Raw genomic sequence first — 24,770 nt, 5'->3', positions numbered from 1 at the left:
GAGTATTAAGCCAAAACTTATAAAACAATTAAAAAATCCGTGTAAAAAATGAATTGTGGGCAATATAATAGTTTAGATAAGATTAACAATGCTGGTTAGTAGTGTGTGGGAGCATTCATCTTGTTCATTTTTTCTAATTGATAGAAAAAATGAATTATTATTTTTCAAAATTGTTCCTGATAATAATTTACGGGAATTTATTACTGGCTCGCCTAAAATTGGGGACAATGTTGAGGAAATAATTACGCAAATTTATAAATATAAATTCCTAAAACTACTTGAAAAATGTTTTAACAATAAATGTTTCAGCATAGAGGTAAGAATCCCTTCTGCGTATGAAGGGATAGACTCATCTTTTCAGATCGTGTTTACTCCTTTAATGAAAGATAAGATTGAACAGGTTGTTTGCACCATTATAAAGAATCACGAACGCCTGGATCATTTAAGGAAACTTAATGATTATTCTCATCTTACTTCTCATCAACTACGCTCACTAACGGCTAATGTATCGAGCTTATTTAACGTTACAAGCTATAGTCGATTGGGAGGTTATGATGTTTCAAAGATAAATCAGCTGCTAAGCGATGTTAATTACCAGGCCAAAAAACTGGATAGTGTAATTAAGGAACTCTGCATTTCCCTTAGCAAGCCCGGAACAGATAATCAGCCAGAAAATGAAGGGTTAGAGCCAGAGAAAAAACATGTGGTACTTGTTGATGATGACCTGATGACCATTAAAGTGCATCAGGCTTTGATAAGAAATCAACATAGAGAAAAGCAGGTTGTTTTGTTCAATAATCCTGGAAATGCACTGGATTACATCAAGCAGAATAAGCCCGATCTTATTCTCTTGGATTTACATATGCCTAATATTGATGGTCTTAGATTTCTGAAGATGCTGGACGAAAGCAAGATTTCTATTGATGTTGTTATTGTCTCCTCATCAGTTGATCCAATGGATAGAACAATTGCAAAATCATTTTCCTTTGTGAAAGATTTTATTGCTAAGCCACTTACCGACGAAAAAGTAAAATCAATATTTGATCATTAATGTTCTCTGCTCATCAACTCCTCAGCTAATTTAATAATTTCAGATTTCCTGGATTCAGCTATTGTAATCTTGTTTAAGGCTGTAAATGCCTTGTCAAGATAGCTTTTCATTTCCTGTGTGGCCAACTCCCTGATCTTATAACTATGGTATAGGTCGGTAATGTGTTTGATTTTATCTTCTGTGTTCTTGTTGGTAAATTGATCGGTAAGTTTAGTATGATCTTCTTTGCTCACTAATTCCTGTAATTTTAGCAAAAGAAAAGTTTTTTTGTTTGCTATGATGTCACCGGCTATTTGTTTTCCAAATTTCTCCGGGTCGCCAAACACGTCCAGAATATCGTCTTGCAGTTGGAAAGCAATGCCCAGATTTTCTCCAAACACGTAAATAAGTTCCGCTTCTTCTGGTTTTGCCTTTGCAACAATTGCACCCAGTTTCATTGCGCCACCTAATAAAACAGCTGTTTTAAGGCGTATCATATCTATGTATTCGGGAATGCTTACGTCGCTACGGTTTTCAAATTCCATATCGAGTTGCTGACCTTCACAAACCCCTTGTGCAGTGGTATTAAACGTATCAAGAGCGGGTTTTAAAATACTTACATCAACATTTGTAATGTGTTTGTTTGCTTCAACCATCATCACGTCGCCACTTAGTATAGCAGTATTTGTACCCCACTTTTCATGTACAGTTTGCTTTCCTCTTCTAAGTGGGGCATTGTCCATAATGTCATCATGAATAAGCGTAAAGTTGTGGAATGTTTCAATTGCCATTGCCGCGGGCAAAGCCTTAAAAATATCGCCATTAAATAAATCTACTGCCATTAATAGCATAGTAGGTCTTACTCTTTTGCCGCCTAAGCTCATAATATAGCTTATGGGCTCATATAAGTTGCCAGGATATGTTGGGTATTGGATTTCGCTTATTGCTTGTTCTACGTGCTTTAATAATTCTGAAGGAGAATGCATTCTTTTGATTGTTGTTGTCTAATCCTGTACTAAAATAAAATCTATTTGACGTTTAGCCAGATCTACTTTCTTTACTTTTACCTTTACCTCGTCGCCCAATTGGTATTTTTTCTTTTTACGCTGGCCCACTATGCAGTAGTTTTTTTCATCGAGTACATAGAAATCATCAGATATATCACGAAGCCTTATCATGCCTTCACATTTGTTTTCAATGATCTCAACATACATTCCCCATTCTGTAACTCCGGAGATGATGCCAAGGAAAGTATTTCCTATGTTTTCTTCCAGATATTCAGCCTGCTTATATTTAATAGAAGCACGCTCTGCATCAGCAGCACGTTTTTCCATTGTTGAGGAATGAGAAGATGCTATTTCATATTCTTCTTCATTTGCAGACTTTTCGTTGTTTAAGTAAGCAGCCAGAAGTCTGTGCACCATAACATCGGGATATCGTCTGATAGGAGAGGTGAAATGGGTATAGTGGTCAAAAGCCAATCCGTAATGACTAGTCTTTTTTGTGGTGTAAACAGCTTTTGCCATAGAGCGGATGGCAAGTTGTGTTAATACATTCTGTTCCTTTTTCCCCTCAACATCTTCCATCAGGTAGTTCAATGATTTTGCAATCTCCTTATCCGATTTCATATTTATCTTATAACCAAAACGGGCTGCAAAAAGTGCAAAATTACCCAGGTTTTCGAGGTTAGGGGAGTCGTGAGAACGATACACAAAAGTATATTTCTGCTTTCCTTTTCCTTTTTTGGCAATGAACTCAGCTACTTTTTTATTGGCAAGTAACATAAAGTCTTCTATAAGCTTATGGGCATCTTTACGTTCTTTAACATACACGCCAATTGGTTTGCCTGTTTCATCAAGTTTAAATTTAACCTCAGTACTTTCAAAACTTATAGCACCATTTTTAAACTTCCTGTCGCGCAGGATATAAGCCAGTTCATTAAGTTTCAGAATTTCATCAGCGTAATCACCTTCTTTATTTTCAATAACTTCTTGAGCCTCTTCATAACTAAAGCGTCTGTTCGAATGGATAACCGTACGGCCGAACCATTCTGTAATGATATTTGCTTTATCATCAAGTTCAAACACTGCTGCAAAGCACAGCTTGTCTTCGTTTGGACGTAGGGAGCATACACCATTGCTTAAACGTTCTGGAAGCATAGGAATCACGCGATCTACCAGGTAAACTGAGGTAGCTCTTGAATAAGCTTCTTTATCGAGATGACTATTAGGGATAACATAATGAGACACATCAGCAATGTGTACACCTATCTCATAATTTCCATTTGGTAATGTTTTAAAAGATATGGCGTCATCAAAATCCTTGGCATCGGCCGGGTCAATGGTAAATGTAACTGTTTCTCTAAAGTCCTTGCGTCCTTTTAAGTCGGCAGCAGTAATTTCTTCAGGTATCGCATTTGCTTCATTTTCAACCTCAGGCGGAAATACCAAAGGAAATCCAAACTGAGCCAGGATGGCGTTCATTTCAGTGTTATTCTCGCCCTGCTCGCCAAGTATAGTTGTTATTCTTCCAATTGGATTCTTAACGCCTTCTGGCCAATCAGTAATGCTAACCTGTACTTTTTGTCCATTTTTAGCTCCGTTTAGGTCGCTTAAAGGAACAAATATATCATGGAGCATTTTACGATCGTCAATATTTACAAAAGCAAAACGATCAGAGATCTTTATCACTCCAATGAAATCAGTTTTTGCACGGGTAATGATCTCAACTACTTCGCCTTCATTTTTACGGCCACTTTTTTTAGCGTAGATGTAGACTTTTACGGTATCACCATTTAGTGCATTATGAAGTTTGCGTGCCGATACAAAAATGTCTTTTTCAAACTCATCTTCCGGAACTACAAATGCAGAGCCATCAGCGGTCATGTCTACTTTACCGATAACGAAAGTTTTCAAATCCTTTAAGCGGAATTTCCCCTTTTCTGGTTCTAAAAAAACACCCTTTCTCGATTGTTCTTTAAGTACCTCAAGAATTGTTTCTCTTGCTTCAGGATCTGTTATATTTAATTTAGCTGAAACCTGTTTGTAGTTCAGTGCCTCATTGCTGTTTTTTTCCAATACATCACTAATCAATTGTATTAAAACAAGTTCTAAGTGCGATGTTTTCTTTTTTGCCATAATAAAAATATGAATCACCCGAAGGTAACAATTTGAAGCGATAGATTGTTGTATTTTGTACCTTTGCTTAGGCAGAGTAATTTTAAACTTATTGTTATTTAAAGTATAAAATGATAGAAGACAGAGAAAGAAAAACCGGCAAGGAATTACTGATGATCCTGATAAAGGCATTGATTTATTCGCTGTTGGTTTATTTTTATATCAACAAGCCGCAAATCTATGTTGAGTACCCACGTTTGGCAAGAATAACGAGTGGCTTTATGATCTTTCTGGGACCAAGTCTGGCAATCTCTATCATCAGATGGGTGGTTATTTATTGGTACATCAAAAAACATAAGTTTAAGAGCAACATTAAGGATAATTTCATTCTGGGTATTAACCGGATTGAGTCGATATTGAACACAGTGTTTTTTATGCTGGCATTAACCTCATTCTGGGATGTGAAATTACAGGATCTGGTATTTAGTATTTCTATTGTTGCAGCAGCATTGGCAGTTACATTCAAAGACTATGTTGCCAATATGATCAATGGTTTAATTATCATGTTTTCGGATAGGCTCTCATTAGGAGATCATATTAAGGTAGGGGACCATGAGGGTAAAATATTAGATATTACACTCATCAATATGATTTTGCAAAACGAAGATAGTGATATGGTAATTATTCCCAATTCGCTGGCTTTTAGCTCTGTTATTGTAAATCAGTCCAAACAAAATACCAAAAAGCTAAGTATCGAGTTCGAAATGTCGCTGGCAAATGGTTATACTCCTGAATTTATAGAAAATCAATTAAATAAGGTTATTGAAAATTATGCCGACAATGTGATGCCCGGAGGCCTCACCGTTAAAACCATAGCCATCAATAAAGACGTTGTTATCTTTAAAGCAATGATCTTATTGAAAAGATACGATAAGGTTAAAGAAAGGGAGATCAGGAGAGCAATAAATACTACGTTGATCAGATTATCGGCCGTTCTGAAAACCGATAAACAAGCAACGCCTACAACCCTCTAATTAAACAATCAAATTAAGGATTTAGCACCCGGAATTGCTGTTATTAATTTGCGTGTGTATTCAGCTTGTGGATTGTTATAGATATCATCAGGATATCCTTGTTCCTCAATTTTTCCTTTATTCATCACAATCATCCGATCAGAAATGTGTTTTACAACTGCAAGATCGTGAGAGATAAAAATATAGGTAAGTCCAAATTCCTGCTGCAACTGGCGCAACAGATTCAATACCTGGGCCTGTACAGAAACATCCAGTGCAGATACCGATTCATCGCAAATAATAAATCGCGGTTGTAAGGCAAGTGCTCTGGCAATTACAATACGTTGGCGCTGACCGCCCGAAAACTCATGTGGATATCTGTTGAAATGTTCGGCTTTCAGATCAACACGTTCAAGTAGATTTAATATATGAGCCTTTCTTTTGGTGTCATTATCTAATACCTCATGTACCTGTAAAGGTTCCATTAAAGCATTGCCTATGGTAAGTCTTGGATTTAAAGAAGAGTATGGATCCTGAAAAATTATTTGTACATCTTTTCTCAATCCACGCAGGTCTCTTCTGTTAAGAGAGGTGATGTTGTTGCCATCAAAAATGATCTGTCCTGAGGTAGGCTCAACCAGCCTTAAGATACTACGGCCTAAGGTAGTTTTTCCACAGCCCGATTCACCTACAAGTCCAAGCGTTTCACCAGGAAAAACATCGAAGTTAATATGGTCAACTGCCTTTACATAATCAGTGGTTTTGCCAAACAAACCATTCCTTATGGGATACCAGGTACACAGGTCTTTAACCTCTAATAGCGGTTTTTGACCATATAGCTGAGCCCTTCTCTGTTCGATTTCAGAATCAGTATAACTATTTTGTGCCATTAGATGTGCAATCGCCTGATCCGAGTCTTCATTTAAAAAGTCGGCCACAACGGGTAACTTTTTTAGTAACCTATTCGGTGCAGGTCTGCAGGCAAGCAAACCTTTAGTATACGGATGTTGTGGGTGATGAAAAATCTGATCTGCCGATCCCTGTTCAACAATTTCACCCTTATACATAACGGCCACTTCATCTGCGATTTCGCTAATTACGGCCAGGTCATGAGATATGAATATCATGGCCATATCACGTTCCTGTTTAAGCTTTAGTAATAACTCAAGGATCGTTTTTTGAACCGTTACATCAAGAGCGGTTGTAGGTTCGTCTGCTATTAAAAGTTCCGGATTACAGCTAAGCGCCATGGCAATCATAACTCTTTGCTTTTGTCCTCCGGAAAGTTGATGGGGATAACTGTCAAATATATGTTCCGGACGCGGAAGCTGAACTTCCTTAAAAAGAGCTATGGTTTTATTTTTTGCCGTATACTTATCAAGCTTTTGATGTAGTATAATCGCTTCTTCGACCTGGGCTCCGCAAGTAAAAACCGGATTTAAAGAAGTCATGGGCTCCTGAAAAATCATGGCAATTTTATTGCCTCTATAGTCTCTGATTTCTTCGGGTGTTAAATTTAGCAGATCAATGTTGTCAAATTCCACTTCACCTCCAATCATTGTGCTTTGCGGATCATGGAGCCTCATAATAGAGAAGGAAGTAACAGATTTTCCTGATCCGGACTCTCCAACAATACCAAGTACTTTACCCTTGTCAATGGAGAAACTCACATTGTTAACTGCTTTAAGCCAGGATTTATCCTCTTTGTTTAGGAATTGTATGTCGAGGTTTTTAACGTTCAGCATCGATTTTACGGAACAGATTTTCTGTATGAAAATAATTGGCATCAATATAGGGATTTTATCGTCTAAATCCATCTGATTGTGCTATTTTTGCAAAATGGAAAGAGAAATCCTTGATACTAAGCGTAAAGCTTTAAAGATTAACTTAAACCCTAAAATTTACGGAACATTTGCAGAGATAGGTGCTGGACAGGAAGTGGCCCGTAATTTCTTTACTGCAGGTGCCGCGTCGGGTACGGTTGCAAAAACAATGTCAGCATACGACATGACGTTTAGTGATGCAATTTATGGTGTTGAAGAGTCTGGCAGATATGTGAGCAAATCCAGGCTATTGAAAATGTTAAACCATGAATTTGGTTTATTAACTGAAAGATTGAGCGGCGAAAAGTATGATGACAGAACTTTTTTCGCTTTTGCAGATACCGTAACTACACTTAACTACAACAAATCTAATGACCCGCATGGTTGGATAGGACTTCGCTTTCAATCAGAGCCAGGAGGGGAGCCCAACGAAATATTTTTTCATGTTCGTTTGCTTGATACTGATGCCGCTTTACAGCAAAACGTTTTGGGTATAATTGGTGTTAACCTTGTTTACGCAGCATTTTATTACAATCAGGACCGCAGGGCAATGATAGAGTCTTTGGCAGATAATTTAACTGTTGGATCAGTCGAAATAGATCTTATTTCTGTGAACGGGCCAGTATTTAAAGGTGCGGATAACATCTTGTTAAATCTATATCTGATCGTTAAGGACTTCTCCGATGCAGCTATTTTTGACGCTCAGGGTCAGCCTTGTTTGCCTAAAGATTTGCTGTATAAAAAAGATATCATGATTCTGCGTACAAAGTATGCGCAAAAATCTCATCCAAATTTTAGCATGCTCAACAAAGCTGTTGATCAGTTTGTAAAGACAGAAAATGTAAAGGAAGACAACCTGAGTGTTCTTATAGAGGTATTGATGTCTAACTTATTGTCGACCGGCGATGACTTGCATGAAGTAGATTTGAGGGCCGTTGCAAAAAGAGCAGAAGAGATGTGTAAAACCGGAAATAAGGTAATCGTATCAAACTTTTCCAGACACAATAAACTAGCTAAATACCTGGATCGATGCAGACCAAAAAGTGTAGGTATATCTACCAATATCAATAACCTGAAATTTGTATTTAACTCAAATAACTTTGGCGAAGATTACAGCAGTCTGTTGTTAAGTTATGTGAGTGATATGTTTAGCAAAAATGTAAAACTTTTTGCTTATCCATTCCTTGATAAGAAAACAAATGAAGTAGTTACTTCGGCAAATATGCCGGTAACTCCCGATGCCAAACCTTTGTTCGATTTTCTGATCCTAAATGGATATATTACAGATATTCAGGATTATAGCGACGATGATGTAAAAACAGTTTAAAAATTGTTTTTACAAAATATTACAAGTCTTTATAAGGGTTTTTAATTGCTATTCCCATTAGCCTGTCGGGATGTTCAATGGGTTTAAAACCGAATTGAGCATATAAGCCATGGGCATCCTGGGTTGCCAGCATATATCTTCTTAATCCCTGAAGGTCTTTATGGAAAAGCATTAGCGACATCAGCTTTTTTGATAAGCCTTGTCCTCTATATATTTCTTCAACATAAACATCAGCAAGGTATGCAAAAGTAGCCTTGTCTGTAATCCATCTGGCAAAGCCAATTTGTTTAGTGTCTTTGTAAATTCCAAAGCACAATGAGTTCTCTATGGATCTTTCAACAATGTCTAACGGAATATTCTCTGCCCAGTAAGATTGGGTGCTCAGATAATGATGAATAGCAATAGGATCTATTTTATTCTTATCATCTGAAAAGATAAAACCATGATCTTCAATTTCCATTAGTTCCTCATGTTTATGAATTGCAAAGGTTGTCCGAAATCCTCTTTTCTGCAAAGTGAAATCACAGCTTGCAGGTCATCAATGCTTTTGCTTTGTACACGAACCTGATCATCCATCATAGATGGCTGTACCTTTAGTCCGCTTGCTTTTATTTTTGCGACTATCTTCTTTGCAGTCTCTTTGTCTATGCCTTCCTTAACCGTAATTTCTTTACGGATCATGTTGCCTGATGCATATTGTTCTTTACCAAAATCCAGACTCTTAGCATCAAGATTCTGCTTTACCATCCTGGAAATAATAGCATCTTCAATTGCTTTTAAGCGCATATCATCCTCCGTAACTATGGTAATTACATTGGTTTTTTTATCGTGGTCAATGGTGCTTTTTGAAGTGCTGAAATCATAACGGTTAAGGATTTCCTTTTTTGCGTTGTTCATCGCATTATCAAATGTTTGAGCATCTACTTTGCTTACAATATCGAAAGTGGGCATGATTATAGCTTTATAGTAAAAAATATATTAGATTTAAGTAAATATTGATTTCTCTGTACAAAAAAACGAAATTATTATGAACCATTCATAAGCTGTTAAATTAAAACTTATAACATATGAAAACCAATAACTCAAAGGTGCAAAAAAAAGACTCAAAAAAGGCGGTTAAAAAAGAATTAGAAAAAAGTTTAAGAGAGAAATTTCTGGAAGCTGTAAAACATCTGGGACATGATGCAGAAAGAATAGGTAAGGATATTGAGATTGCCAGTAAGTTTGTTGCCAAAAAATTATCGAAGAAATTTAAGGATGTAAAAACAGTTGTAGAAAATAAAATTGACGAAGCAACTTCATCAAAAGAACCTATAGGCAAAAAGGTTGAAGAAGTAAAGAAAAGTACAGTTAAAGGAGCTAAAACTGCAAAAAAAGTAGTCAAAAAAGCGGTTGCAAAAGCAAGGCCAGTGGCCCAAAGTGTTAAAGTAGCTGCAATTGCAACAGAAGAAAAAGCAGCTAAAGCAATCTCTAAATCAGTAGAAGGTACTGTTGCTAAAGTAGCGGAAAAAACTGCACCAAAACCTGTTGCTAAAGCAGTAGCTAAAACTGCAGCTAAACCCGTAACTAAGGCGGCACCCGCAAAACCTGCTGCAAGTAAGACTCCTGTTAAAAAAGCCACAAAGCCTGCTGCACCAAAAACACCGCCCCAAAAGACTAAATAAGGCCGGTTAGATTAAGAGTTAAGTTTAAACCTATTAATTGAGTAATAATTAACAATTACTTAACAATAGAATTTGCAGTTTTGAGGACCAATAATATTTAATGAAAAAAAAGGCGCCGTTTCTAAACAGAGAGATCAGTTGGTTGTATTTTAACGAACGGGTTTTGCAAGAAGCTGCCGATGAAACCGTACCGCTCATAGAACGGATCAAGTTTTTATCTATCTTCTCGTCGAACCTTGAGGAATTTTATCGGGTAAGGGTAGCCACATTAAGCCGGTTATCTAACCTAAATGATAAGGCCAAAGCATTATTGGGCTTTAACCCTAAAAAGATTTTAAACGAGATAAAGAACATTGTTGTAAAGCAGGAGCGTAAGTTTGAGCAGCTTTTTCAGGCAACACTAATAAATGAATTAGCACAGAACAGGATCTTTATTTTAAACGAAACGCAACTTAACGTTGCACGTGGAGAATTTGTTCGCAACCATTTCAGAGACAGAATACTTTCAACTCTTGTTCCTATTATGATTGATCTGGATAAGCCCTTTCCGGAACTTAAAGATCGATATTTATATTTCTTTGTTCGGCTTTCAAAAAAAACATCAAAGAAAAGCGAGAAGTATGCACTAATAGAGCTGCCTCCGGATTTGCCAAGGTTCCTTGTTCTGCCTGAAACAAATGGACTTAAATTTATCATCCTGGCCGAGGATATAATTAAGTACTGTTTAGATGATATCTTCTATGTTTTTAATTATGATGTTATAGATGCATATTCTATTCAGCTCACCAGAGATGCGGAGCTGGATATAGATAAAAACATCAATGACAAATTTGTTGAAGACCTGAAAACCAGTCTGGATAAACGTAAAAAGGGTAAACCAATGCGCCTTCTTTACGATACTGAGATGCCGTTTGAGATGCTTACGGTTTTGATTTCTAAACTTAAGATAGAGGCCGAAAGTTTAATTCCCGGAAACAGATATCATAAATTCGGAGATTTTATTGCCTTTCCAAACGTAGGTTCTAAAGATCTGGAATATGCAAAAAATGCACCTTTGAAAGTAGCGGGTCTACACCGTACCGAAAGCATCTTTAATAAACTAAGCGAACGTGATTATCTGATCAATTTACCTTATCAGTCCTACGATTATATCATTCTGTTTTTACGTGAGGCCGCAATTGATCCTAAGGTAACAGAAATCAATATTACACTGTACCGATTGGCAGAAAACTCCAGAGTTGTAAATGCCCTGATAAATGCAGCTAAAAATGGTAAAAAGGTTCATTGCCTGGTTGAATTAAAAGCGAGGTTTGATGAGCAGGCAAACATATTCTGGACAAGCAAATTAGAAGAGGAAGGTGTACATGTTAATTACGGCTTAACGGATTATAAAGTACACTCAAAAATCTGTCTGGTTAAAAGAATGGAGAAGGGGCGAGCCGTTTACTACGCCAATCTTGCTACCGGTAATTTTAATGAGAAAACAGCTAAGCTCTATTGCGATCACAGTATTTTTACCGCTAAAAAAGAAATTACACAGGATTTGCTTAAGCTTTTTAATGCTTTAAACAAAAGGATGGTCATAAAAGGATTTAAGCATCTGATTGTTTCGCCACTCGAATCCAGAACCAAGATATATGGTTTGATAGATAGAGAGATTAAGTTTGCAAAGCAAGGCAAAACGGCCTACCTAATCTTAAAGGTAAATAGCCTTGCAGACGAAGGGATAGTAGAGAAACTTTACGAGGCGAGTAATGCAGGGGTAATTGTTAAACTTATTGTTCGCGGCATTTGCACGCTTGTTCCGGGCATAGAAGGCTTTAGTGAAAACATCACTGTTATAAGCATCATTGATAAGTTTCTGGAGCATGCCAGGGTATTCATATTTGGCAATAATAATAAAGAGGAAATGTTTCTTTCGTCTGCAGATCTGATGAGCAGGAACTTTGAACATAGGGTAGAAGTGGGCTTCCCGGTTTTAGATGAAGAAGTGCGACAGGAAATAAGAGATATCATTGAGTTTCAACTACAAGATAATGTAAAGGCCCGGGATATTACTCGCTTAAACAACAACAAATACCATAAAAACAGACTCACAACAAAAGTTAGGGCGCAGGTGCAAACCTATAATTACTTAAAAAATAAACACCAATAGAGCAATGTTAAGATACGCTGCAATAGATATAGGGTCAAACGCTGTAAGGTTACTGATAGCTGATATCTCAAAAACAGAAAAAGGCTATAGTTATAAAAAGAATACCCTGGTAAGGGTACCATTAAGGCTGGGAGATGATGCGTTTCTAGATCACAGGTTATCAGATCGTAAAGTAGAAGACCTTGTTAAAACAATGAGTGCTTTTAAAAATCTGATGGATGTTTATCACGTTTCAGAATATCTTGCTTGTGCTACATCTGCAATGCGCGAAGCGGAGAACGGAGCTGAGGTGATAAAAAGGATTAAAGAAGTTGCCGATCTTGATCTGGAGATTATTGAAGGCCAGCGAGAAGCAAACATCATTTACGCTAACCATATCGAAGAAAACCTGGATGCTAAAAAGAGCTATCTGTATATAGACGTAGGTGGAGGTAGTACTGAACTTTCGGTTTTTGTAAACAAAGAGCCGGTAGCGTCTAAATCTTTCGATATAGGTACTATCCGAATCCTCGACAACCAGGACAAGGACGAGACCTGGGAAGATATGCGGCTGTGGGTCAAAGAGAATACAAAAAACCTTAAAAATGTGGCAGGTATTGGAACTGGTGGAAACATCAATAAGTTGTTCAGAATGTCGGACGAAAAGGACGGGATGCCACTATCATTCCTGAAATTAAAAGGATTGTACAACCAACTGAACGGACATTCTTTAAAGGAAAGGATTAGTGTGTTTGGTCTTAATCCGGATAGGGCCGACGTAATTATTCCAGCCTGCGAAATCTACATTACTTTAATGAAGTGGACAGGCATTAAACAGATCTACGTACCTAAAGTTGGATTGGTAGATGGAATAATTAACCTGCTGATAGAAGAGAATTTATAAATAAACTAAGGCAAGGTATGCACCATGGTGACTTACCGATGCCGGTTTGGTTTTTTTGTAATCAAACAGTGCATGGTCGGTTATCTTAATTTCAACCTTTCCCAGTTCTTCCAGTTTTGTTGAGGCTATAGTGTGAAGGTAATGCTCATCAAAATAGCTTTCAGTATAGTATAGCTCATTCTCATAAGAAACATTTCCGGTGGCTGTATCGTTGTGAATGATCAGGTTGCTGCATTGAAGTTTAAGCGGGGCAAACTCACGGAGTTTAGCCTCCCTTGAATATATTTTATAGGCCGATTCTTTCATACTCCATAGCAACCATATGATCATAGAAGGATGAATGCCGGAGGTGATCATAAATTGCTCCTCAGAGTTAAAGATCTTATCCAGATAACCCTTCCGTTTCCAGTTACTATCTATCGCGGCCTGTACAAGATCTACTATATCGTTGCCTATCATTTTGTTTTCAGTTTATCCTCAATGATTTCCATTGCAGCACTTACATTTAGCATTCGTTCCATAGATAGGTTGTCAATCTCGATATCAAACTCCTCTTCAACATCTAAAATTACATCAACCAGGTTTGCAGAATTGATCTTCAGATCTTTAATGAAATCAGTGGTTTCATTTATTGAGGCTACTGCATCTTTATCTTGTGCATAGGTAGCAATAATAGGCGTAAGCCTCGCTATTAATTCTGCTCTGTCCATATTATTTAGCGTATTTTTTTAAGATAATACAAGCATTTACATCGCCAAATCCAAAGCTTGCTTTAGCCACAATATTAACATTTGTGTTCAACAATTGTTGCGGAATTCTATTGAAATCTATCGCGTCGCTAATCTCTGGATTTAGATCTTCACAATTGATATTCGGGAATATAAAATCATGATGCAATTGTAAAATTGAAGCAACACATTCAATGCTTCCGGCGGCACTTAGGCAATGGCCGATTGTAGATTTTAAAGAGTTGATATAGGGGAAATCTGAACCTTTTCTATTCAAGGCGATACTCCAGTTCTGGATTTCTGTGGCGTCTTTAGAGGTTGCTGTAAGATGCCCGTTAATGGCATCTACTTCGCTGGCTTTAATGCCTGCATTTTGCAAGGCTCCTTTTATGCAGCGTTGAACAGCAATGCTATTTGGAGCTGTCATTGTTCCGGTGCATCTTTGTCCGCCTGAATTGATATGGCCTCCTATTATTTCCCCATAAATTGTTGCGTTTCGCTTTAGGGCACTATCCAGCGATTCCAAAACCATCGCTCCTGCACCGCTTCCAGGCACAAAGCCGCTTGCACTGGCACTCATTGGTCGCGATCCTTGTTCTGGAGATGAGTTGTGTTTGTAAGTGCAAACTTTCATTGCATCAAATCCGGCCCATATATAAGGCCCGCTGTCGCTTGTGCTGCCAGCGAGCATCTTTGTCGCCTGCCCGGTTTTAATTCGCTCATAAGCCATTAAAATGCTTTCTGTACCGGTAATGCAGGCCGATGAGTTTGTGGTTGTCTGATTTCCCAATCCAAGCTTGCCGCCCAGGTAAGCGCTGATTCCGCTAGCCATCGTTTGCACCACTACAGTGCTGCCAAGTTTCCTGAGTTGCAAGTCATCAACTTTATAGATAGACTCTCTGAATTTATCAATACCCGAAGTGCCGGTTCCAAATATTGTTCCGCAGTCCCAATCAGGTTCATCACCTTCAGTAATGGTTAAGCCTGCATCTTTCCAGGCATCCATACCGGCAATAACGCCATACAGGATGCCTGTACTGTTAAAATTCCTTAGTTCTAAGGCTGTAAAATATTGTGCAATAAAATCATCAGACAGTTCAGGTTTACCAGCTATCTGACAAGAAAACTGCAGTTGTTCTAACAGAGGATCGTGTTTAATACCCGAAGTACCGTTTTTTATGGCATCGGTAAATGCAGTTAAGCCAACTCCATTTGGGGCAACAACACCTAATCCTGTTACAACAACTCTGTTATCCATTCATTTTATTGGTTACCATTCCGGCTATTGTGCCTTTGCATACCACTTCATGCTGATCATTTAGCATTTGTACAGTACAGTTTAGTTTTTTAAAGCGGAAATACACCTTTTCTGCAACAACCTTTACTTTTTCTCCCGGGAATACCGGTTTCATAAAATCAATAGCAGTAGAAGTTAGCATTACATGTCCCGGTACACCACCTTCAGCACTTCCTGTAAGGTATATCCCCAAACAAACCAAACCAATTTGAGCCATTGTTTCAGTTAAAATTACACCGGGTGTAACCGGATGATCTTTAAAGTGACCTTTGTAAAAGTCAAGATCTTTATCAAATGTGAAAGTTCCGCTTGATCCGTTTTCATCAATATGAAGTATTTCATCTACAAATAAAAACGGTTTGGAGTAAGGCAAGTGGGCCAAAATTTCTTCTTTATTCATGTTATGTTTATATCTTTTTTATTTTCGTCTTGTCATCTCGAACGCAGAGAGATCTCTTGTTTATGATTGCGATTTCAAGAGAGATCTCTCTGCGTTCGAGATGACGCAAAACTAACTTTAAATCACCATTTCAACAATATTCTTTGCGCAGAAAACCCCGGGCCAAAGCTTAACATCAGCCCCAAATCTCCGGCCTTTTGCTCACCCTCTATAAAGCGTTCTAAAACGTACATAACCGTGGCGCTCGACATATTTCCAAACAATCTTAAAACCGCTTTAGTATCTTCTATATTCTTATCTAATTTACCAAATAAGTCATCAACAAGCTGAACAATTTTTTTTCCCCCCGGATGAAAGATCAGATGATCGATATCATCTATCGTTAACTCGTGTTTCGCTAAAAACGGATGGATTATATCAGGGAAATGACTCTCTATCGTATCAGGCACTGCAACATCCAAAACCATTTGCAAACCACTGTTTACCAGTTTAAAACCCATCATCTGTTCTGCATTGTAGAAGTGATACATTTCATCCGCAATAATTTCCGGACCCTCATCATCAGAATGAGATGACAGTAACGCACAAGCCACGCCATCACCAAAAATTGCCGCACTAACAATGTTGGCCATAGAAAAATCATTTACCTGAAATGTTGCTGTAGGCGATTCGTATGCCACAACAGCAGCCCGTTTCCCAGGATTGGCTTTCAGAAAATTATTGGCGTATATCATGCCCGAAACACCAGCCGCACATCCCATTTCTGTAACCGGTAAGCGAACGATATCTTGTTTCAGATTTAAGGTATTGATGAGGTATGCATCTAACGAAGGAATCATGATACCCGTGCAGCTCACTGTAATTATATAATCCAGATCTTCAGGTAACCATGTCGCTTTTTTCAAAGCTTTTTTTAAGCATTCGGTAGCAAGGTTTATGCCCTCTCTTACATAAATGTTATTCCTTTCTTCAAAAGTCAGGTTGCTGAATACTTCTTCAGGCGACATGATTGAATAGCGCTGATCAACCCCTGCGTTTTCAAATATCTTTTTTACTTTTCTAATGAAACGTTCATCTTGTCCGCTTAACCAAGAATCTAAAAAAGGTATAATTTCTTCAGTTTTTCTTGAATACCGGGGCAGCAGCTTAGCAATGGTTTTGATCTTTACGCTCATAAATGGTTTTTGTTAATTGAAAGTTGGAATTATCCATTGATAACGAAATGCCCATTTCCATTTTACCGTATATTTTTTAAAGTCCAGTTCCCTGGAATAAGATTGGAGCTCGGCCTTTTTAAAACCCCTAAGTATCGAAACCAATCCATCATCTTTAGACATTTTATTGAGCCTGAAAACAAAGCATATCGCCAAAAACAGGTAATAAGCAATAGCACTTCTATGTAAATCGTTAACCACAATACCCATCTCTGCCTGATTTCTAAAACCGTTCATCAGTTTCAGTATTTCCGGATTTTTGAAATGGTGAAGGGTTAATGTACAAAGGATAACATCGTAAGTGCTTTGTTGTTCAATTTCATTGAAAATATCTGTACATACGTAGCTAATGTTTGGGTAGTTTTTGGATAACTGCTGCGCATGGCCAATGGTATAATTGTTGGCATCAATTCCAATTAGTTTAAACTTTAAATTATTTTTGGCAGCATAATCTGCAAGGGTTCTCAGCATATCACCATTCCCACAACCTACATCTAAAATGCTAATCTCTTTTGCGGTATTATTGCTAAAAGTCCCGGTGTTTTTTATTAAGGTTATCACGCCCTGCAAGGTTACTTTGTTTCCGCCCAGCAACCTGTTTATGCTTGCAATTTTGTCTAAAGCGTCTCTTAGTATTTCTCCTTCCATAGAGAAATTATCCATTATTTCAGGTGCTTCGCTTCTTCGACTGGTGTTTACAAGCATTTAAATAATTGGTTTTCCGTGAGTCTTTTTAATAATTTGAGGTAATATAGAAGGGAATTTAATCAATAGATTTAACAATGGAGCGAAGAGTTTTCCTTTTCTTATAATCCCCGACAAGAGTTTCCCCACGGCCAGTCTATTTTTGAAATTCAGGTTCCATACTTTTTCATATTTTTCTTCTAATAGATTTCTTGATGAGATATTGCCATTCAAAAATTGAATGGTTAATTCTGCACAAAGTTTGGCGCTGTGGATGGCCATTGCCATCCCGTTTCCACACAAAGGATGGATTAAACCTGCGGTATCTCCAACCATTAAAATATGGTTATAAACAGACTCTTTTTTCTCGAAAGAAATCTGACTTATGGTTAGCGGTTGATCAAACAATGGAATGCAGTTTTCAAATACTTCTTTTAAATGAGGGTTTTTGTAAAGTACTTGTTTTTGAAAATCTGTAATGTTTTTATGCGCTTTAAAGCTTTGGTAATCTGTTAGGTAACAGATGTTAATGCGGTCGTTTTCAACTTTAGAAACGCCACAATACCCTCCTTTAAAATTATGAAGTGCAACCAGATCATCCGGAAAATCGCCCTTGTAGTGTGCTTTTACTGCGAGCCACGGCGATTTTTTTTGAATAAGTCCCCGTTCCATTTTTTGATCTAATGATGATCTTTTTCCAAAAGCGCCAATTGCAATTTTTGCGTTAAGCAAACCAGTTTTGGCTGTGCTAATGCTAAATACATCATCCTTGAAATCAATAGCGGTTACAGTATCATTTATGAAAGTGCATCCATTTTGCAACGCCTTTTGGTAAAGAAAATGATCAAGTGCAAAGCGGCTAATTCCAAAACCGCCGAGCGGCAATTCTGTGTTTATTGTTTTGCCGTTGGCAGAAGAAATAGACAATCGGGTAATTTCTGTTGGATTTAGCCCGGCCGGGTCAGCATCAAGCCATTTCAAATACGGAATAACCTCATTTGAAATGTATTCGCCGCAAACCCTATGCTGCGGGTAATGGTTTTTTTCTATTAGGGTAACGCCAAATCCTGATTTTAGCAAATGTATTGCACAGGTTAATCCGGCTAAGCCACCACCAACTATAATTATATCTTTTTTTTCTGATTTCACAGCAGGTAACGAACTTAGTGATTACATAACAGTATAAAACTGTTATTGTTCGTTAAAAGTCATAGTGAATTTATGAGCCGATTATTTTTACTAATCGGCTCATAAATTCACTATATTTGAGCCGATTAGTAAAAATAATCGGCTCATGAGATATAATTGGGAACTACCGGATTGGCCAGATTTTAAGATTCAGCTTAATAAAAGCGAGGCTATGTTATACGCCTTTACACTGGAAACAGGTGAAGTGAACGGCATATTACAAACTTTGCCACCAGACATTCAGCAAGAAGCATTGTTGCAGATTATGATATCAGAAGCGGTGAAGACTTCTGAAATTGAAGGCGAGTTTTTAAGCCGGCAGGAAATTATGTCCTCCATTCGTAATAATCTTGGACTTAATATTCCATCTGATGTTGTGCACGACAGAAGAGCATCAGGGATTGGCGAACTTATGATTGATGTTCGAAATTCATTTAAAGAACCACTTACTCAAAAAAAAATATGGGAGTGGCATAAAGCCCTTTTGGGTTCATCAAATAGAATAAGAATTGGAGCATGGAGAAAAGGTGACGAGCCAATGCAGGTTATATCTGGTAGAATTGGAAGTGAAACGGTTCATTTTGAAGCCCCGCCTTCAAGTCGGGTGCCAGCAGAAATGGAGCATTTTATAGAATGGTTTAATCAAACAGCTCCAGGAGGATCTCGGGAAATTAACAGTGCGCCCGTTAGATCTGCAATTGCCCATTTGTATTTTGAATCAATACACCCACTTGAAGATGGAAATGGGAGAATAGGAAGAGCAATTGCCGAGAAAGCACTTTCTCAAACTCTTGGAAGGCCGGTTTTACTTAGTCTCTCTGAAGCGATTGAGATAGATCGAGCTGCCTATTATGCAGCGCTTAAAAAAGCCCAGCAAAGTAATGACATTTCTGAATGGATAAACTATTTTGTTTCAGTAGCATTAACTGCTCAACGGAAAGCAAAAACGTTAGTAAATTTTACGTTGCAGAAAACCAGATTCTTTGATAAATATAAAGAACAATTAAATAGTCGTCAGCAGAAAGCGATCATCAAAATGTTAGATGCAGGTACCGAAGGATTTAAAGGAGGGATGACAGCAAAAAAATACATCTCAATTACAAAAACATCAAAAGCCACAGCCACACGCGATTTGCAGGAACTAAGTGATTTAGAAATTTTAATAGCCGCCGGAAGTGGGCGTAGTGTGCATTATGACCTAAACTTTAAACTCATCTAAAGAATAGGGCAATTCCTCGCAAATAAAGCCATATTTCATTAAAATTTTTCTGATGGCAGGTACATAGGAACTGGCGCTAACTACCCTAAGGATTTTATCTTCATCCTCTAATGCAAAAGTCCAGTTTTTTGTGCCAAGCAGATTGTCCATCTTACGCCTAATGGTACTAAGATCATTTTTGTCCCGTACCGAGGTTTTAAAAATAATTATGTTCATCACTCTTCATTGATTGTGTCTAACAATTATCAGGTTGCAATCCTCATTGCCTCAACCTAACACATATAAAGATGGTTGATTTGTGAATTTAAGAAAAGAGAATTTACACCGAAACGGACAAAATTGAAGCTGAATTGTAAACGTATATTTATTTTCTGGCAAGCCAGTCTAAAAATTGAGGAGTTTTTTCTTTGCTTATGGTGATGGTTTCCTTAAATGGAACTAAGAGGTTTATAATCAGCTTACGAGAGAAAAAATGAGCGGCATCTTTAACCGCTGTTCTGTTTAACAGGCACTGTCGGTTTACCCTAAAAAAATCGTCACCACAAATACGTTCCAGCTCTTCCATTTTCTTGCTAACCGCATACGTTTTGTCGTCAAAAGTAAACAAACAGGTTTCTTCATGTTTAATATAAAACAGAGCAATGTGTTCCATTTTTACAGGAATGATCTTGTCTTTATGGGTAACTAAAATAGAAAATGTTTTCTGCACAGGTTTGTTTGCAAACAGATCTAAAATAGAATCATAAGAAACCGCCGAAGTGGTAAATTCCTTGCGTAAGGTTTGATATTTTTTTAGCGCCTGTTCAACTGTTGATGAAACGATTGGTTTCAATATATAATCTATACCTGTTGTGCGAAAAGCGTTGAATGCATATTCATCATAAGCGGTACAAAAAATAATAGGAGCTGTAACCTCAACAGCTTTAAATATGTCGAAACTTAATCCATCACCAAGTTGAATATCACTAAAGATAAGATCAGGCATGCCATGCGTTCTAAAATAATGCAGTGATTCCTTTACCGATCTTAGGCTTGCAACAATTTGAGCATTAGGTTGTAATCTGATGATTAGATCAGCAAGATCCTCAGCTGTTATTTGTTCATCTTCTATAATTACAATCTTCATGTTTTAATATTTTTAAGCTAACAGAAAAGGTAAGTCCATCATCTCTGATATCAATCTCATCACCAGATAACAGGTTATATCTTTCTGCAAGATTAGCCAAACCACTACCGGTAGAATGTTCCAGGTTCGACTTAAGCTGGATGTTATTAGTTACACTGATCCAGTTGCCATTTTGTTTGATATTTATATTCAGCGGAGCAGCATCCGTTAGTTCATTATGCTTAATCACATTCTCCAGAAGCGGTTGAAGCGAAAAAACCGGAAGTACTAATCCTGAGCTTTCTTTCTCTTGTATGTCTAAATTAAAACTCAGGGCCTCACCAAACCTTACTTTTTGCATCTCCAGGTAATCTGCACATAATTTCAGCTCATCATTCAGTGATGCTATTCCGCTTTTGTTGCCCGATATGGAAACACGTAAGAAGTCAGACAAACGGAGTAAATAATCCTCAGCTTTATCGGGACTTCTTTTAATTAGAGATTTTAATATGTTGAGGGCATTAAACAGAAAATGCGGATGTATTTGCTGAAGTAATAATTCATTAGCCGCCTGAGACCTTGCTGCAATTAAACGTGAGTTCTCCAATTGTACCTGGTTATTAGAATCTTGTACAATAATGAAGTTTTGGAGTAGCAAAACAATACCATTGATAAAGAATCCCTGTAAACTGAGGTACAGATAAATTACATTACCTCTAACCCTAAATGGTTCGTGTTGTTCTATAATACCGCGAAAAGTAAGGTATTGCCCAAGCCAGTAAATACATATAATTATTACCGCACTCATCACAAAACTTGCCAGGTAAAACTTTTTGGTGCTTTTGCTTATCGGAGGCGATTTCTCATCGCCAAAAACCACTAACAGACGAATGTTAGATAAGCACATTAACGTGAGCAGCAGTTGGAAAAATAAACATTTTACCAGAGAGCCATACAGTTCCCCTTCTTGAATAAAAGAAGAAAGAAATAAAAACAAACTGACGGCTGTAGTAAAACAGCAGCTTATTTTTATTAAATTTTTAAGAGGAAGTTTCGTTTTCATTTAGTACAAATATATTCATGATTAACGAAGAACTTTTATTTTATCACAAAGCTCGCAAAGTTCACATGAAATTATGTGCTTACAAAAATGAAGGGTTTGGCATTTGAATTAAAGATGTTTAGTGCTCAAACGGACAAAATAATACCTGAATAGTCCTTTTAAAAATCATAACATCTGGATGATCTGATTTTTCGCATATTTCTGGGGCCTAAATAAATGCCTACTGAAAACTCATGACTGCCATAGTTGTAGTACTGAAGTTTGTTTAGAGAATAGTCGTAAGAATAGCCGACTCTTAGGTTGTCTGTAGCAAAGAGTTCGAACATCATGCCCAGCGCATTCTTTTTAGTGAGGTCTTTTTGCAGGAATTTTTTGTTGTACAAAGGAACCGTGGTTCTATAAAAACCACCTATCCATACCTTTTCATTGAGTAGGAGGAAGGCGTTAACATCCAAAGAAGTAGGACCCTTTATGTCGTCTTTTAATAAAATAACAGGTTTTAACGCCCATCCGTAAGTAATGGGTATTAAAGCGCCTGCAGTTAAAAATATGTGCGGCTGCGGAACAGGAACAAGAAGATTGTTGCTATAGTTTTTTGCAGCCCAGCTTGCTATCAGGTTACTTGCCGAAAGTCCGGCGAAATATTTTTCATTAGAGTAGTAAATACCAGCCCTTGCATCAGGGAAAAATCTGGTTTGCATTCCAGTAGGGATAACCTCATCATCGGGATCTATGCTGGTTAATTTATCTCCATCAAGGCCAAGTTGCATTACACCTGCTGCCAAACCAAAAGAGAGTCTGGAATTTTCATCATAACCCAGTTGAATTTTATAGGCATAGTTTGCATATGCAGAAAGGTTTTTTTGCGCACCGATCTTATCGTTTGAAGCGATGAATCCAAGACCAACATTTCCGTCGTCAATAGCACCATCTACAGCTACTGAAACTGTTGTTGGTGCACCTCTTACGCCTACCCATTGTGCACGATAAAAAGCCTGTATGTATAGTTCTTTTTTATATCCTGTATAAGCAGGATTAATATGGATTGTATTGAAAATGTACTGTGTAAACTGACTGTCTTGCTGTGCACTTGAGCTACACACAATTCCAATAGATGCTAAAAACAGAAGTATGATTCTTTTCATCATTGTTTGCCCCTTAATAAAGTGATATAGCCTTTATAGATTTCCCATTTGGTGCCTATTTTTAGTCTTAGTACATAGAAATAAGTACCTTCATTAAGCCCTCGTCCGGTCCATTCGTTATTGTAGCCTTTTTTGAAGTATACAGTTCCTCCCCATCTGTTTAGGATGGTGATTTCATTTTCAAACGCTTGTACGCCTGGTATTTCAAAGGTTTCATTTTTATTATCTCCGTTTGGCGTAAACACGTTTGGTATAATAATACCTGCTACCGAAGTACTGGCAGTGGAAACGTTATTAGCCATATTTGGATCTGACTGATCAGCCGAGACCTTTGCCGTGTTGTAAATAACACCGGCTTTAAGAGCTTTAGTTTTTATCCTTAAATCTGCAGATTCGCCATTTTGCAGGCTATCAATTTCCCAAAGCACAGTCCTGGTTGCAAAGCTATACCTTGCATTACTACCGGCAGTAGGGGTTAGTTGCTGAAATTCGACCTCGGGAGGTAGCTCATCTGTAACCTTAATGTTGGTTGCCTTATCGGTCCCATTGTTTTTTACGTTAATGGTGTAATCGAATGAGTCGTTAAGTGTTAAAGCCCTGTTTTCTGATGTTTTGGTAACCATCATATCAGCTTTGAGAATAATAGGAGGAGTTGTTCCGCCTACAACGATGACAGCCTCTGAAATATCGGAAGCACAGCCTTCGGTGTTATAAGATATTACAGTGTATGTTCCAGAAACAAATACTGTAAATTCCTGGCCAATAGCGCCACTTACAATTTGATTGTCTTTAAGCCATTGATAGGTTGATGCGTTAACAGAATTTGCCCGCAACTTTAAAGAAGCCCCCTGCGGGAGATTCACCGTTTGCGGACCAGAAGATTGCGCAAAGCATGCCGTTGCACTGAGCAACAGCATACTTGACACAAAACTTATTTTTCTGTTAGACATAAAGCTCTGACCTTAATATTTAAATTATGGTGCTGTAATAGTAACTGTAGGTTGACCAGGAGTTTGAGTTACTGTGACTGTTTGAGTTGTTGTAGCTGTAACCTCGCAACCTGTACCTAGAAGTGTATTCGTAAACGTTGTTGCTTGTTTATATTTTACCTTTCCTGTAATTACATAGACACCTGGAGTAGTTGTTGTTAGTGTAAACTTTCCAGTAGCTTGGTCAATAGTACCAACGGTACTCCCATCTACAGTTGTGGTTCCATTATTAACGCTATAAGTATATTCTAAAACTAGATCTGATCCGCTTACTGGAGATAATGCAGCTCCTGTTTGAGTGATATCAGAAGAATTAACCGTGTTGTTGGATTGGCAATAGGCAGGAACAGAAGGTGCGTTTAATGAAAATGCCAATGGAGGGAGTATGATTATTGTGTTGCTTACAGGATCGGAAGAACATTGCCCTGAGGCTGCATCTGTCTGCGAAACTAGTATCACTTCGTAACTTCCTGGATCTGTAAACGAAGTTGGTGCGGTGGCAGAGGGATAACCAGCGAATTGAGTTCCATCTTTCTTGACATCCCACAAAGCTGAAGTTCCTGCTGGTAAATTTGTTACACCTAAATTTAGGGTTGTTCCAGAGCAAGTATAAAATGTCGCTGCCATTGCAGATGTTGAAGTGATTAAAAATGAAGCTAATAAGAAGCTCATTTTTAAAAATGTAATTTTTGTTTTCATGTCTTTTTGATTTTAAGTTTTACGTTAA

At 37.7% G+C, this 24,770-nt stretch carries 25 protein-coding genes; 7 read left to right on the top strand and 18 right to left on the bottom strand.

All coding sequences use genetic code 11. The annotated features are described in order from the left end of the window. Window positions 1-88: 88 nt before the first annotated feature. The gene (locus tag HQN86_RS26035) at window positions 89-1,051 is read left to right on the top strand and encodes a response regulator (protein ID WP_216854520.1); all 963 of its coding nucleotides are present in this window, start codon (window positions 89-91) and stop codon (window positions 1,049-1,051) included. Here HQN86_RS26035 and HQN86_RS26030 read toward each other — a convergent pair. Then, on the bottom strand, window positions 1,048-2,016 hold the full coding sequence (locus HQN86_RS26030; protein ID WP_172663756.1) for a polyprenyl synthetase family protein: 969 nt from the start codon (window positions 2,014-2,016) through the stop codon (window positions 1,048-1,050). The genes HQN86_RS26035 and HQN86_RS26030 overlap by 4 nt on opposite strands. Window positions 2,017-2,034: 18 nt before the next feature. Continuing rightward, window positions 2,035-4,167: a ribonuclease R gene (gene rnr, locus HQN86_RS26025; protein WP_172663755.1), complete on the bottom strand. Its 2,133-nt coding sequence runs from the start codon at window positions 4,165-4,167 to the stop codon at window positions 2,035-2,037. Window positions 4,168-4,277: 110 nt separating this feature from the next. Here rnr and HQN86_RS26020 point away from each other — a divergent pair, with 110 nt between their 5' ends. Then, complete coding sequence (locus HQN86_RS26020; protein WP_172663754.1) at window positions 4,278-5,180, top strand: mechanosensitive ion channel family protein; 903 nt, start codon at window positions 4,278-4,280, stop codon at window positions 5,178-5,180. Window positions 5,181-5,188: 8 nt separating this feature from the next. Here the strand turns inward: HQN86_RS26020 and HQN86_RS26015 are convergent, their stop codons facing one another. Further along, the gene (locus tag HQN86_RS26015) at window positions 5,189-6,976 is read right to left on the bottom strand and encodes an ABC transporter ATP-binding protein (protein ID WP_317171746.1); all 1,788 of its coding nucleotides are present in this window, start codon (window positions 6,974-6,976) and stop codon (window positions 5,189-5,191) included. Window positions 6,977-6,998: 22 nt separating this feature from the next. Between HQN86_RS26015 and HQN86_RS26010 the strand changes: the two genes are divergently transcribed. Then, complete coding sequence (locus tag HQN86_RS26010; protein WP_172663752.1) at window positions 6,999-8,309, top strand: nicotinamide mononucleotide adenylyltransferase; 1,311 nt, start codon at window positions 6,999-7,001, stop codon at window positions 8,307-8,309. A gap of 19 nt (window positions 8,310-8,328) precedes the next feature. Here HQN86_RS26010 and HQN86_RS26005 read toward each other — a convergent pair whose 3' ends face one another. Further along, window positions 8,329-8,769: a GNAT family N-acetyltransferase gene (locus HQN86_RS26005; RefSeq protein WP_172663751.1), complete on the bottom strand. Its 441-nt coding sequence runs from the start codon at window positions 8,767-8,769 to the stop codon at window positions 8,329-8,331. Continuing rightward, the gene (locus tag HQN86_RS26000) at window positions 8,769-9,260 is read right to left on the bottom strand and encodes a YajQ family cyclic di-GMP-binding protein (RefSeq protein WP_172663750.1); all 492 of its coding nucleotides are present in this window, start codon (window positions 9,258-9,260) and stop codon (window positions 8,769-8,771) included. Before HQN86_RS26000 ends, HQN86_RS26005 begins: the two co-directional genes overlap by 1 nt. Before the next feature lie 116 nt (window positions 9,261-9,376). Between HQN86_RS26000 and HQN86_RS25995 the strand changes: the two genes are divergently transcribed. From HQN86_RS25995 to HQN86_RS25985, 3 genes are all read left to right on the top strand, one after another. Further along, the gene (locus tag HQN86_RS25995) at window positions 9,377-9,973 is read left to right on the top strand and encodes a hypothetical protein (protein WP_172663749.1); all 597 of its coding nucleotides are present in this window, start codon (window positions 9,377-9,379) and stop codon (window positions 9,971-9,973) included. Window positions 9,974-10,073: 100 nt separating this feature from the next. After that, the gene (gene ppk1 / locus HQN86_RS25990) at window positions 10,074-12,128 is read left to right on the top strand and encodes a polyphosphate kinase 1 (protein ID WP_172663748.1); all 2,055 of its coding nucleotides are present in this window, start codon (window positions 10,074-10,076) and stop codon (window positions 12,126-12,128) included. A gap of 4 nt (window positions 12,129-12,132) precedes the next feature. Next, window positions 12,133-13,011 carry a Ppx/GppA phosphatase family protein gene (locus tag HQN86_RS25985; RefSeq protein ID WP_048904584.1) on the top strand — a complete coding sequence of 293 codons (879 nt, stop codon included), beginning with the start codon at window positions 12,133-12,135 and terminating at the stop codon, window positions 13,009-13,011. On the opposite strand, the gene HQN86_RS25980 is transcribed toward HQN86_RS25985, so the two are convergent. The 7 genes from HQN86_RS25980 to HQN86_RS25950 all read right to left on the bottom strand — a co-directional run bounded on the left by HQN86_RS25980 (window position 13,006) and on the right by HQN86_RS25950 (window position 18,483). Beyond that, window positions 13,006-13,470 (bottom strand): 4'-phosphopantetheinyl transferase family protein, encoded by a 465-nt coding sequence (locus HQN86_RS25980; protein ID WP_172663747.1) that lies wholly within the window; start codon window positions 13,468-13,470, stop codon window positions 13,006-13,008. The two genes, HQN86_RS25985 and HQN86_RS25980, sit on opposite strands and share 6 nt — an antisense overlap. After that, window positions 13,467-13,721 carry an acyl carrier protein gene (locus tag HQN86_RS25975; protein ID WP_172663746.1) on the bottom strand — a complete coding sequence of 85 codons (255 nt, stop codon included), beginning with the start codon at window positions 13,719-13,721 and terminating at the stop codon, window positions 13,467-13,469. Before HQN86_RS25975 ends, HQN86_RS25980 begins: the two co-directional genes overlap by 4 nt. Window position 13,722: 1 nt before the next feature. After that, window positions 13,723-14,997, bottom strand: coding sequence for a beta-ketoacyl-[acyl-carrier-protein] synthase family protein (locus HQN86_RS25970; protein WP_172663745.1), 1,275 nt, complete (start codon window positions 14,995-14,997; stop codon window positions 13,723-13,725). Further along, a complete protein-coding gene (locus HQN86_RS25965) occupies window positions 14,990-15,436 on the bottom strand; it encodes a 3-hydroxyacyl-ACP dehydratase FabZ family protein (protein ID WP_172663744.1) in 447 nt (148 codons plus the stop codon). Before HQN86_RS25965 ends, HQN86_RS25970 begins: the two co-directional genes overlap by 8 nt. Before the next feature lie 122 nt (window positions 15,437-15,558). Continuing rightward, complete coding sequence (locus HQN86_RS25960; protein WP_172663743.1) at window positions 15,559-16,611, bottom strand: type III polyketide synthase; 1,053 nt, start codon at window positions 16,609-16,611, stop codon at window positions 15,559-15,561. A 12-nt stretch (window positions 16,612-16,623) separates the two neighbouring features. Beyond that, window positions 16,624-17,355, bottom strand: coding sequence for a methyltransferase domain-containing protein (locus HQN86_RS25955; protein WP_172663742.1), 732 nt, complete (start codon window positions 17,353-17,355; stop codon window positions 16,624-16,626). Continuing rightward, complete coding sequence (locus tag HQN86_RS25950; protein WP_172663741.1) at window positions 17,356-18,483, bottom strand: NAD(P)/FAD-dependent oxidoreductase; 1,128 nt, start codon at window positions 18,481-18,483, stop codon at window positions 17,356-17,358. A gap of 145 nt (window positions 18,484-18,628) precedes the next feature. Between HQN86_RS25950 and HQN86_RS25945 the strand changes: the two genes are divergently transcribed. Beyond that, window positions 18,629-19,741, top strand: a complete 1,113-nt coding sequence (locus HQN86_RS25945; RefSeq protein ID WP_172663740.1) for a Fic family protein — start codon at window positions 18,629-18,631, stop codon at window positions 19,739-19,741. On the opposite strand, the gene HQN86_RS25940 is transcribed toward HQN86_RS25945, so the two are convergent. The 6 genes from HQN86_RS25940 to HQN86_RS25915 form a co-directional block, all read right to left on the bottom strand. Further along, window positions 19,721-19,957: a hypothetical protein gene (locus HQN86_RS25940; RefSeq protein ID WP_172663739.1), complete on the bottom strand. Its 237-nt coding sequence runs from the start codon at window positions 19,955-19,957 to the stop codon at window positions 19,721-19,723. The genes HQN86_RS25945 and HQN86_RS25940 overlap by 21 nt on opposite strands. A 148-nt stretch (window positions 19,958-20,105) precedes the next feature. After that, window positions 20,106-20,867 (bottom strand): LytR/AlgR family response regulator transcription factor, encoded by a 762-nt coding sequence (locus HQN86_RS25935; protein ID WP_172663738.1) that lies wholly within the window; start codon window positions 20,865-20,867, stop codon window positions 20,106-20,108. After that, complete coding sequence (locus HQN86_RS25930) at window positions 20,842-21,753, bottom strand: sensor histidine kinase (protein ID WP_172663737.1); 912 nt, start codon at window positions 21,751-21,753, stop codon at window positions 20,842-20,844. Before HQN86_RS25930 ends, HQN86_RS25935 begins: the two co-directional genes overlap by 26 nt. A 314-nt stretch (window positions 21,754-22,067) precedes the next feature. Next, complete coding sequence (locus tag HQN86_RS25925) at window positions 22,068-23,057, bottom strand: PorP/SprF family type IX secretion system membrane protein (protein ID WP_216854519.1); 990 nt, start codon at window positions 23,055-23,057, stop codon at window positions 22,068-22,070. After that, window positions 23,054-24,004: a T9SS type B sorting domain-containing protein gene (locus HQN86_RS25920; RefSeq protein ID WP_172663736.1), complete on the bottom strand. Its 951-nt coding sequence runs from the start codon at window positions 24,002-24,004 to the stop codon at window positions 23,054-23,056. The genes HQN86_RS25925 and HQN86_RS25920 overlap by 4 nt, the downstream gene beginning before the upstream one ends. Window positions 24,005-24,028: 24 nt before the next feature. Next, window positions 24,029-24,742 carry a hypothetical protein gene (locus HQN86_RS25915; protein WP_216854518.1) on the bottom strand — a complete coding sequence of 238 codons (714 nt, stop codon included), beginning with the start codon at window positions 24,740-24,742 and terminating at the stop codon, window positions 24,029-24,031. Between the last annotated feature and the right edge of the window lie 28 nt (window positions 24,743-24,770).

It is taken from the genome of Pedobacter panaciterrae, from assembly GCF_013204795.1.
GTDB lineage: Bacteria > Bacteroidota > Bacteroidia > Sphingobacteriales > Sphingobacteriaceae > Pedobacter > Pedobacter panaciterrae.
Note: the sequence above shows the minus strand (reverse complement) of the source record. Positions and strands in the feature narration are given on the sequence as shown.

Excerpts from the sequence above, each read along its gene's own strand:
- HQN86_RS26035 (WP_216854520.1), top strand. The coding sequence starts at position 89 with ATGCTGGTTAGTAGTGTGTGGGAGCATTCATCTTGTTCATTTTTTCTA.
- HQN86_RS26030 (WP_172663756.1), bottom strand. The coding sequence starts at position 2,016 with ATGCATTCTCCTTCAGAATTATTAAAGCACGTAGAACAAGCAATAAGC.
- rnr (WP_172663755.1), bottom strand. The coding sequence starts at position 4,167 with ATGGCAAAAAAGAAAACATCGCACTTAGAACTTGTTTTAATACAATTG.
- HQN86_RS26020 (WP_172663754.1), top strand. The coding sequence starts at position 4,278 with ATGATAGAAGACAGAGAAAGAAAAACCGGCAAGGAATTACTGATGATC.
- HQN86_RS26015 (WP_317171746.1), bottom strand. The coding sequence starts at position 6,976 with ATGGATTTAGACGATAAAATCCCTATATTGATGCCAATTATTTTCATA.
- HQN86_RS26010 (WP_172663752.1), top strand. The coding sequence starts at position 6,999 with ATGGAAAGAGAAATCCTTGATACTAAGCGTAAAGCTTTAAAGATTAAC.
- HQN86_RS26005 (WP_172663751.1), bottom strand. The coding sequence starts at position 8,769 with ATGGAAATTGAAGATCATGGTTTTATCTTTTCAGATGATAAGAATAAA.
- HQN86_RS26000 (WP_172663750.1), bottom strand. The coding sequence starts at position 9,260 with ATGCCCACTTTCGATATTGTAAGCAAAGTAGATGCTCAAACATTTGAT.
- HQN86_RS25995 (WP_172663749.1), top strand. The coding sequence starts at position 9,377 with ATGAAAACCAATAACTCAAAGGTGCAAAAAAAAGACTCAAAAAAGGCG.
- ppk1 (WP_172663748.1), top strand. The coding sequence starts at position 10,074 with ATGAAAAAAAAGGCGCCGTTTCTAAACAGAGAGATCAGTTGGTTGTAT.
- HQN86_RS25985 (WP_048904584.1), top strand. The coding sequence starts at position 12,133 with ATGTTAAGATACGCTGCAATAGATATAGGGTCAAACGCTGTAAGGTTA.
- HQN86_RS25980 (WP_172663747.1), bottom strand. The coding sequence starts at position 13,470 with ATGATAGGCAACGATATAGTAGATCTTGTACAGGCCGCGATAGATAGT.
- HQN86_RS25975 (WP_172663746.1), bottom strand. The coding sequence starts at position 13,721 with ATGGACAGAGCAGAATTAATAGCGAGGCTTACGCCTATTATTGCTACC.
- HQN86_RS25970 (WP_172663745.1), bottom strand. The coding sequence starts at position 14,997 with ATGGATAACAGAGTTGTTGTAACAGGATTAGGTGTTGTTGCCCCAAAT.
- HQN86_RS25965 (WP_172663744.1), bottom strand. The coding sequence starts at position 15,436 with ATGAATAAAGAAGAAATTTTGGCCCACTTGCCTTACTCCAAACCGTTT.
- HQN86_RS25960 (WP_172663743.1), bottom strand. The coding sequence starts at position 16,611 with ATGAGCGTAAAGATCAAAACCATTGCTAAGCTGCTGCCCCGGTATTCA.
- HQN86_RS25955 (WP_172663742.1), bottom strand. The coding sequence starts at position 17,355 with ATGCTTGTAAACACCAGTCGAAGAAGCGAAGCACCTGAAATAATGGAT.
- HQN86_RS25945 (WP_172663740.1), top strand. The coding sequence starts at position 18,629 with ATGAGATATAATTGGGAACTACCGGATTGGCCAGATTTTAAGATTCAG.
- HQN86_RS25940 (WP_172663739.1), bottom strand. The coding sequence starts at position 19,957 with ATGAACATAATTATTTTTAAAACCTCGGTACGGGACAAAAATGATCTT.
- HQN86_RS25935 (WP_172663738.1), bottom strand. The coding sequence starts at position 20,867 with ATGAAGATTGTAATTATAGAAGATGAACAAATAACAGCTGAGGATCTT.
- HQN86_RS25930 (WP_172663737.1), bottom strand. The coding sequence starts at position 21,753 with ATGTGCTTATCTAACATTCGTCTGTTAGTGGTTTTTGGCGATGAGAAA.
- HQN86_RS25925 (WP_216854519.1), bottom strand. The coding sequence starts at position 23,057 with ATGATGAAAAGAATCATACTTCTGTTTTTAGCATCTATTGGAATTGTG.
- HQN86_RS25920 (WP_172663736.1), bottom strand. The coding sequence starts at position 24,004 with ATGTCTAACAGAAAAATAAGTTTTGTGTCAAGTATGCTGTTGCTCAGT.
- HQN86_RS25915 (WP_216854518.1), bottom strand. The coding sequence starts at position 24,742 with ATGAAAACAAAAATTACATTTTTAAAAATGAGCTTCTTATTAGCTTCA.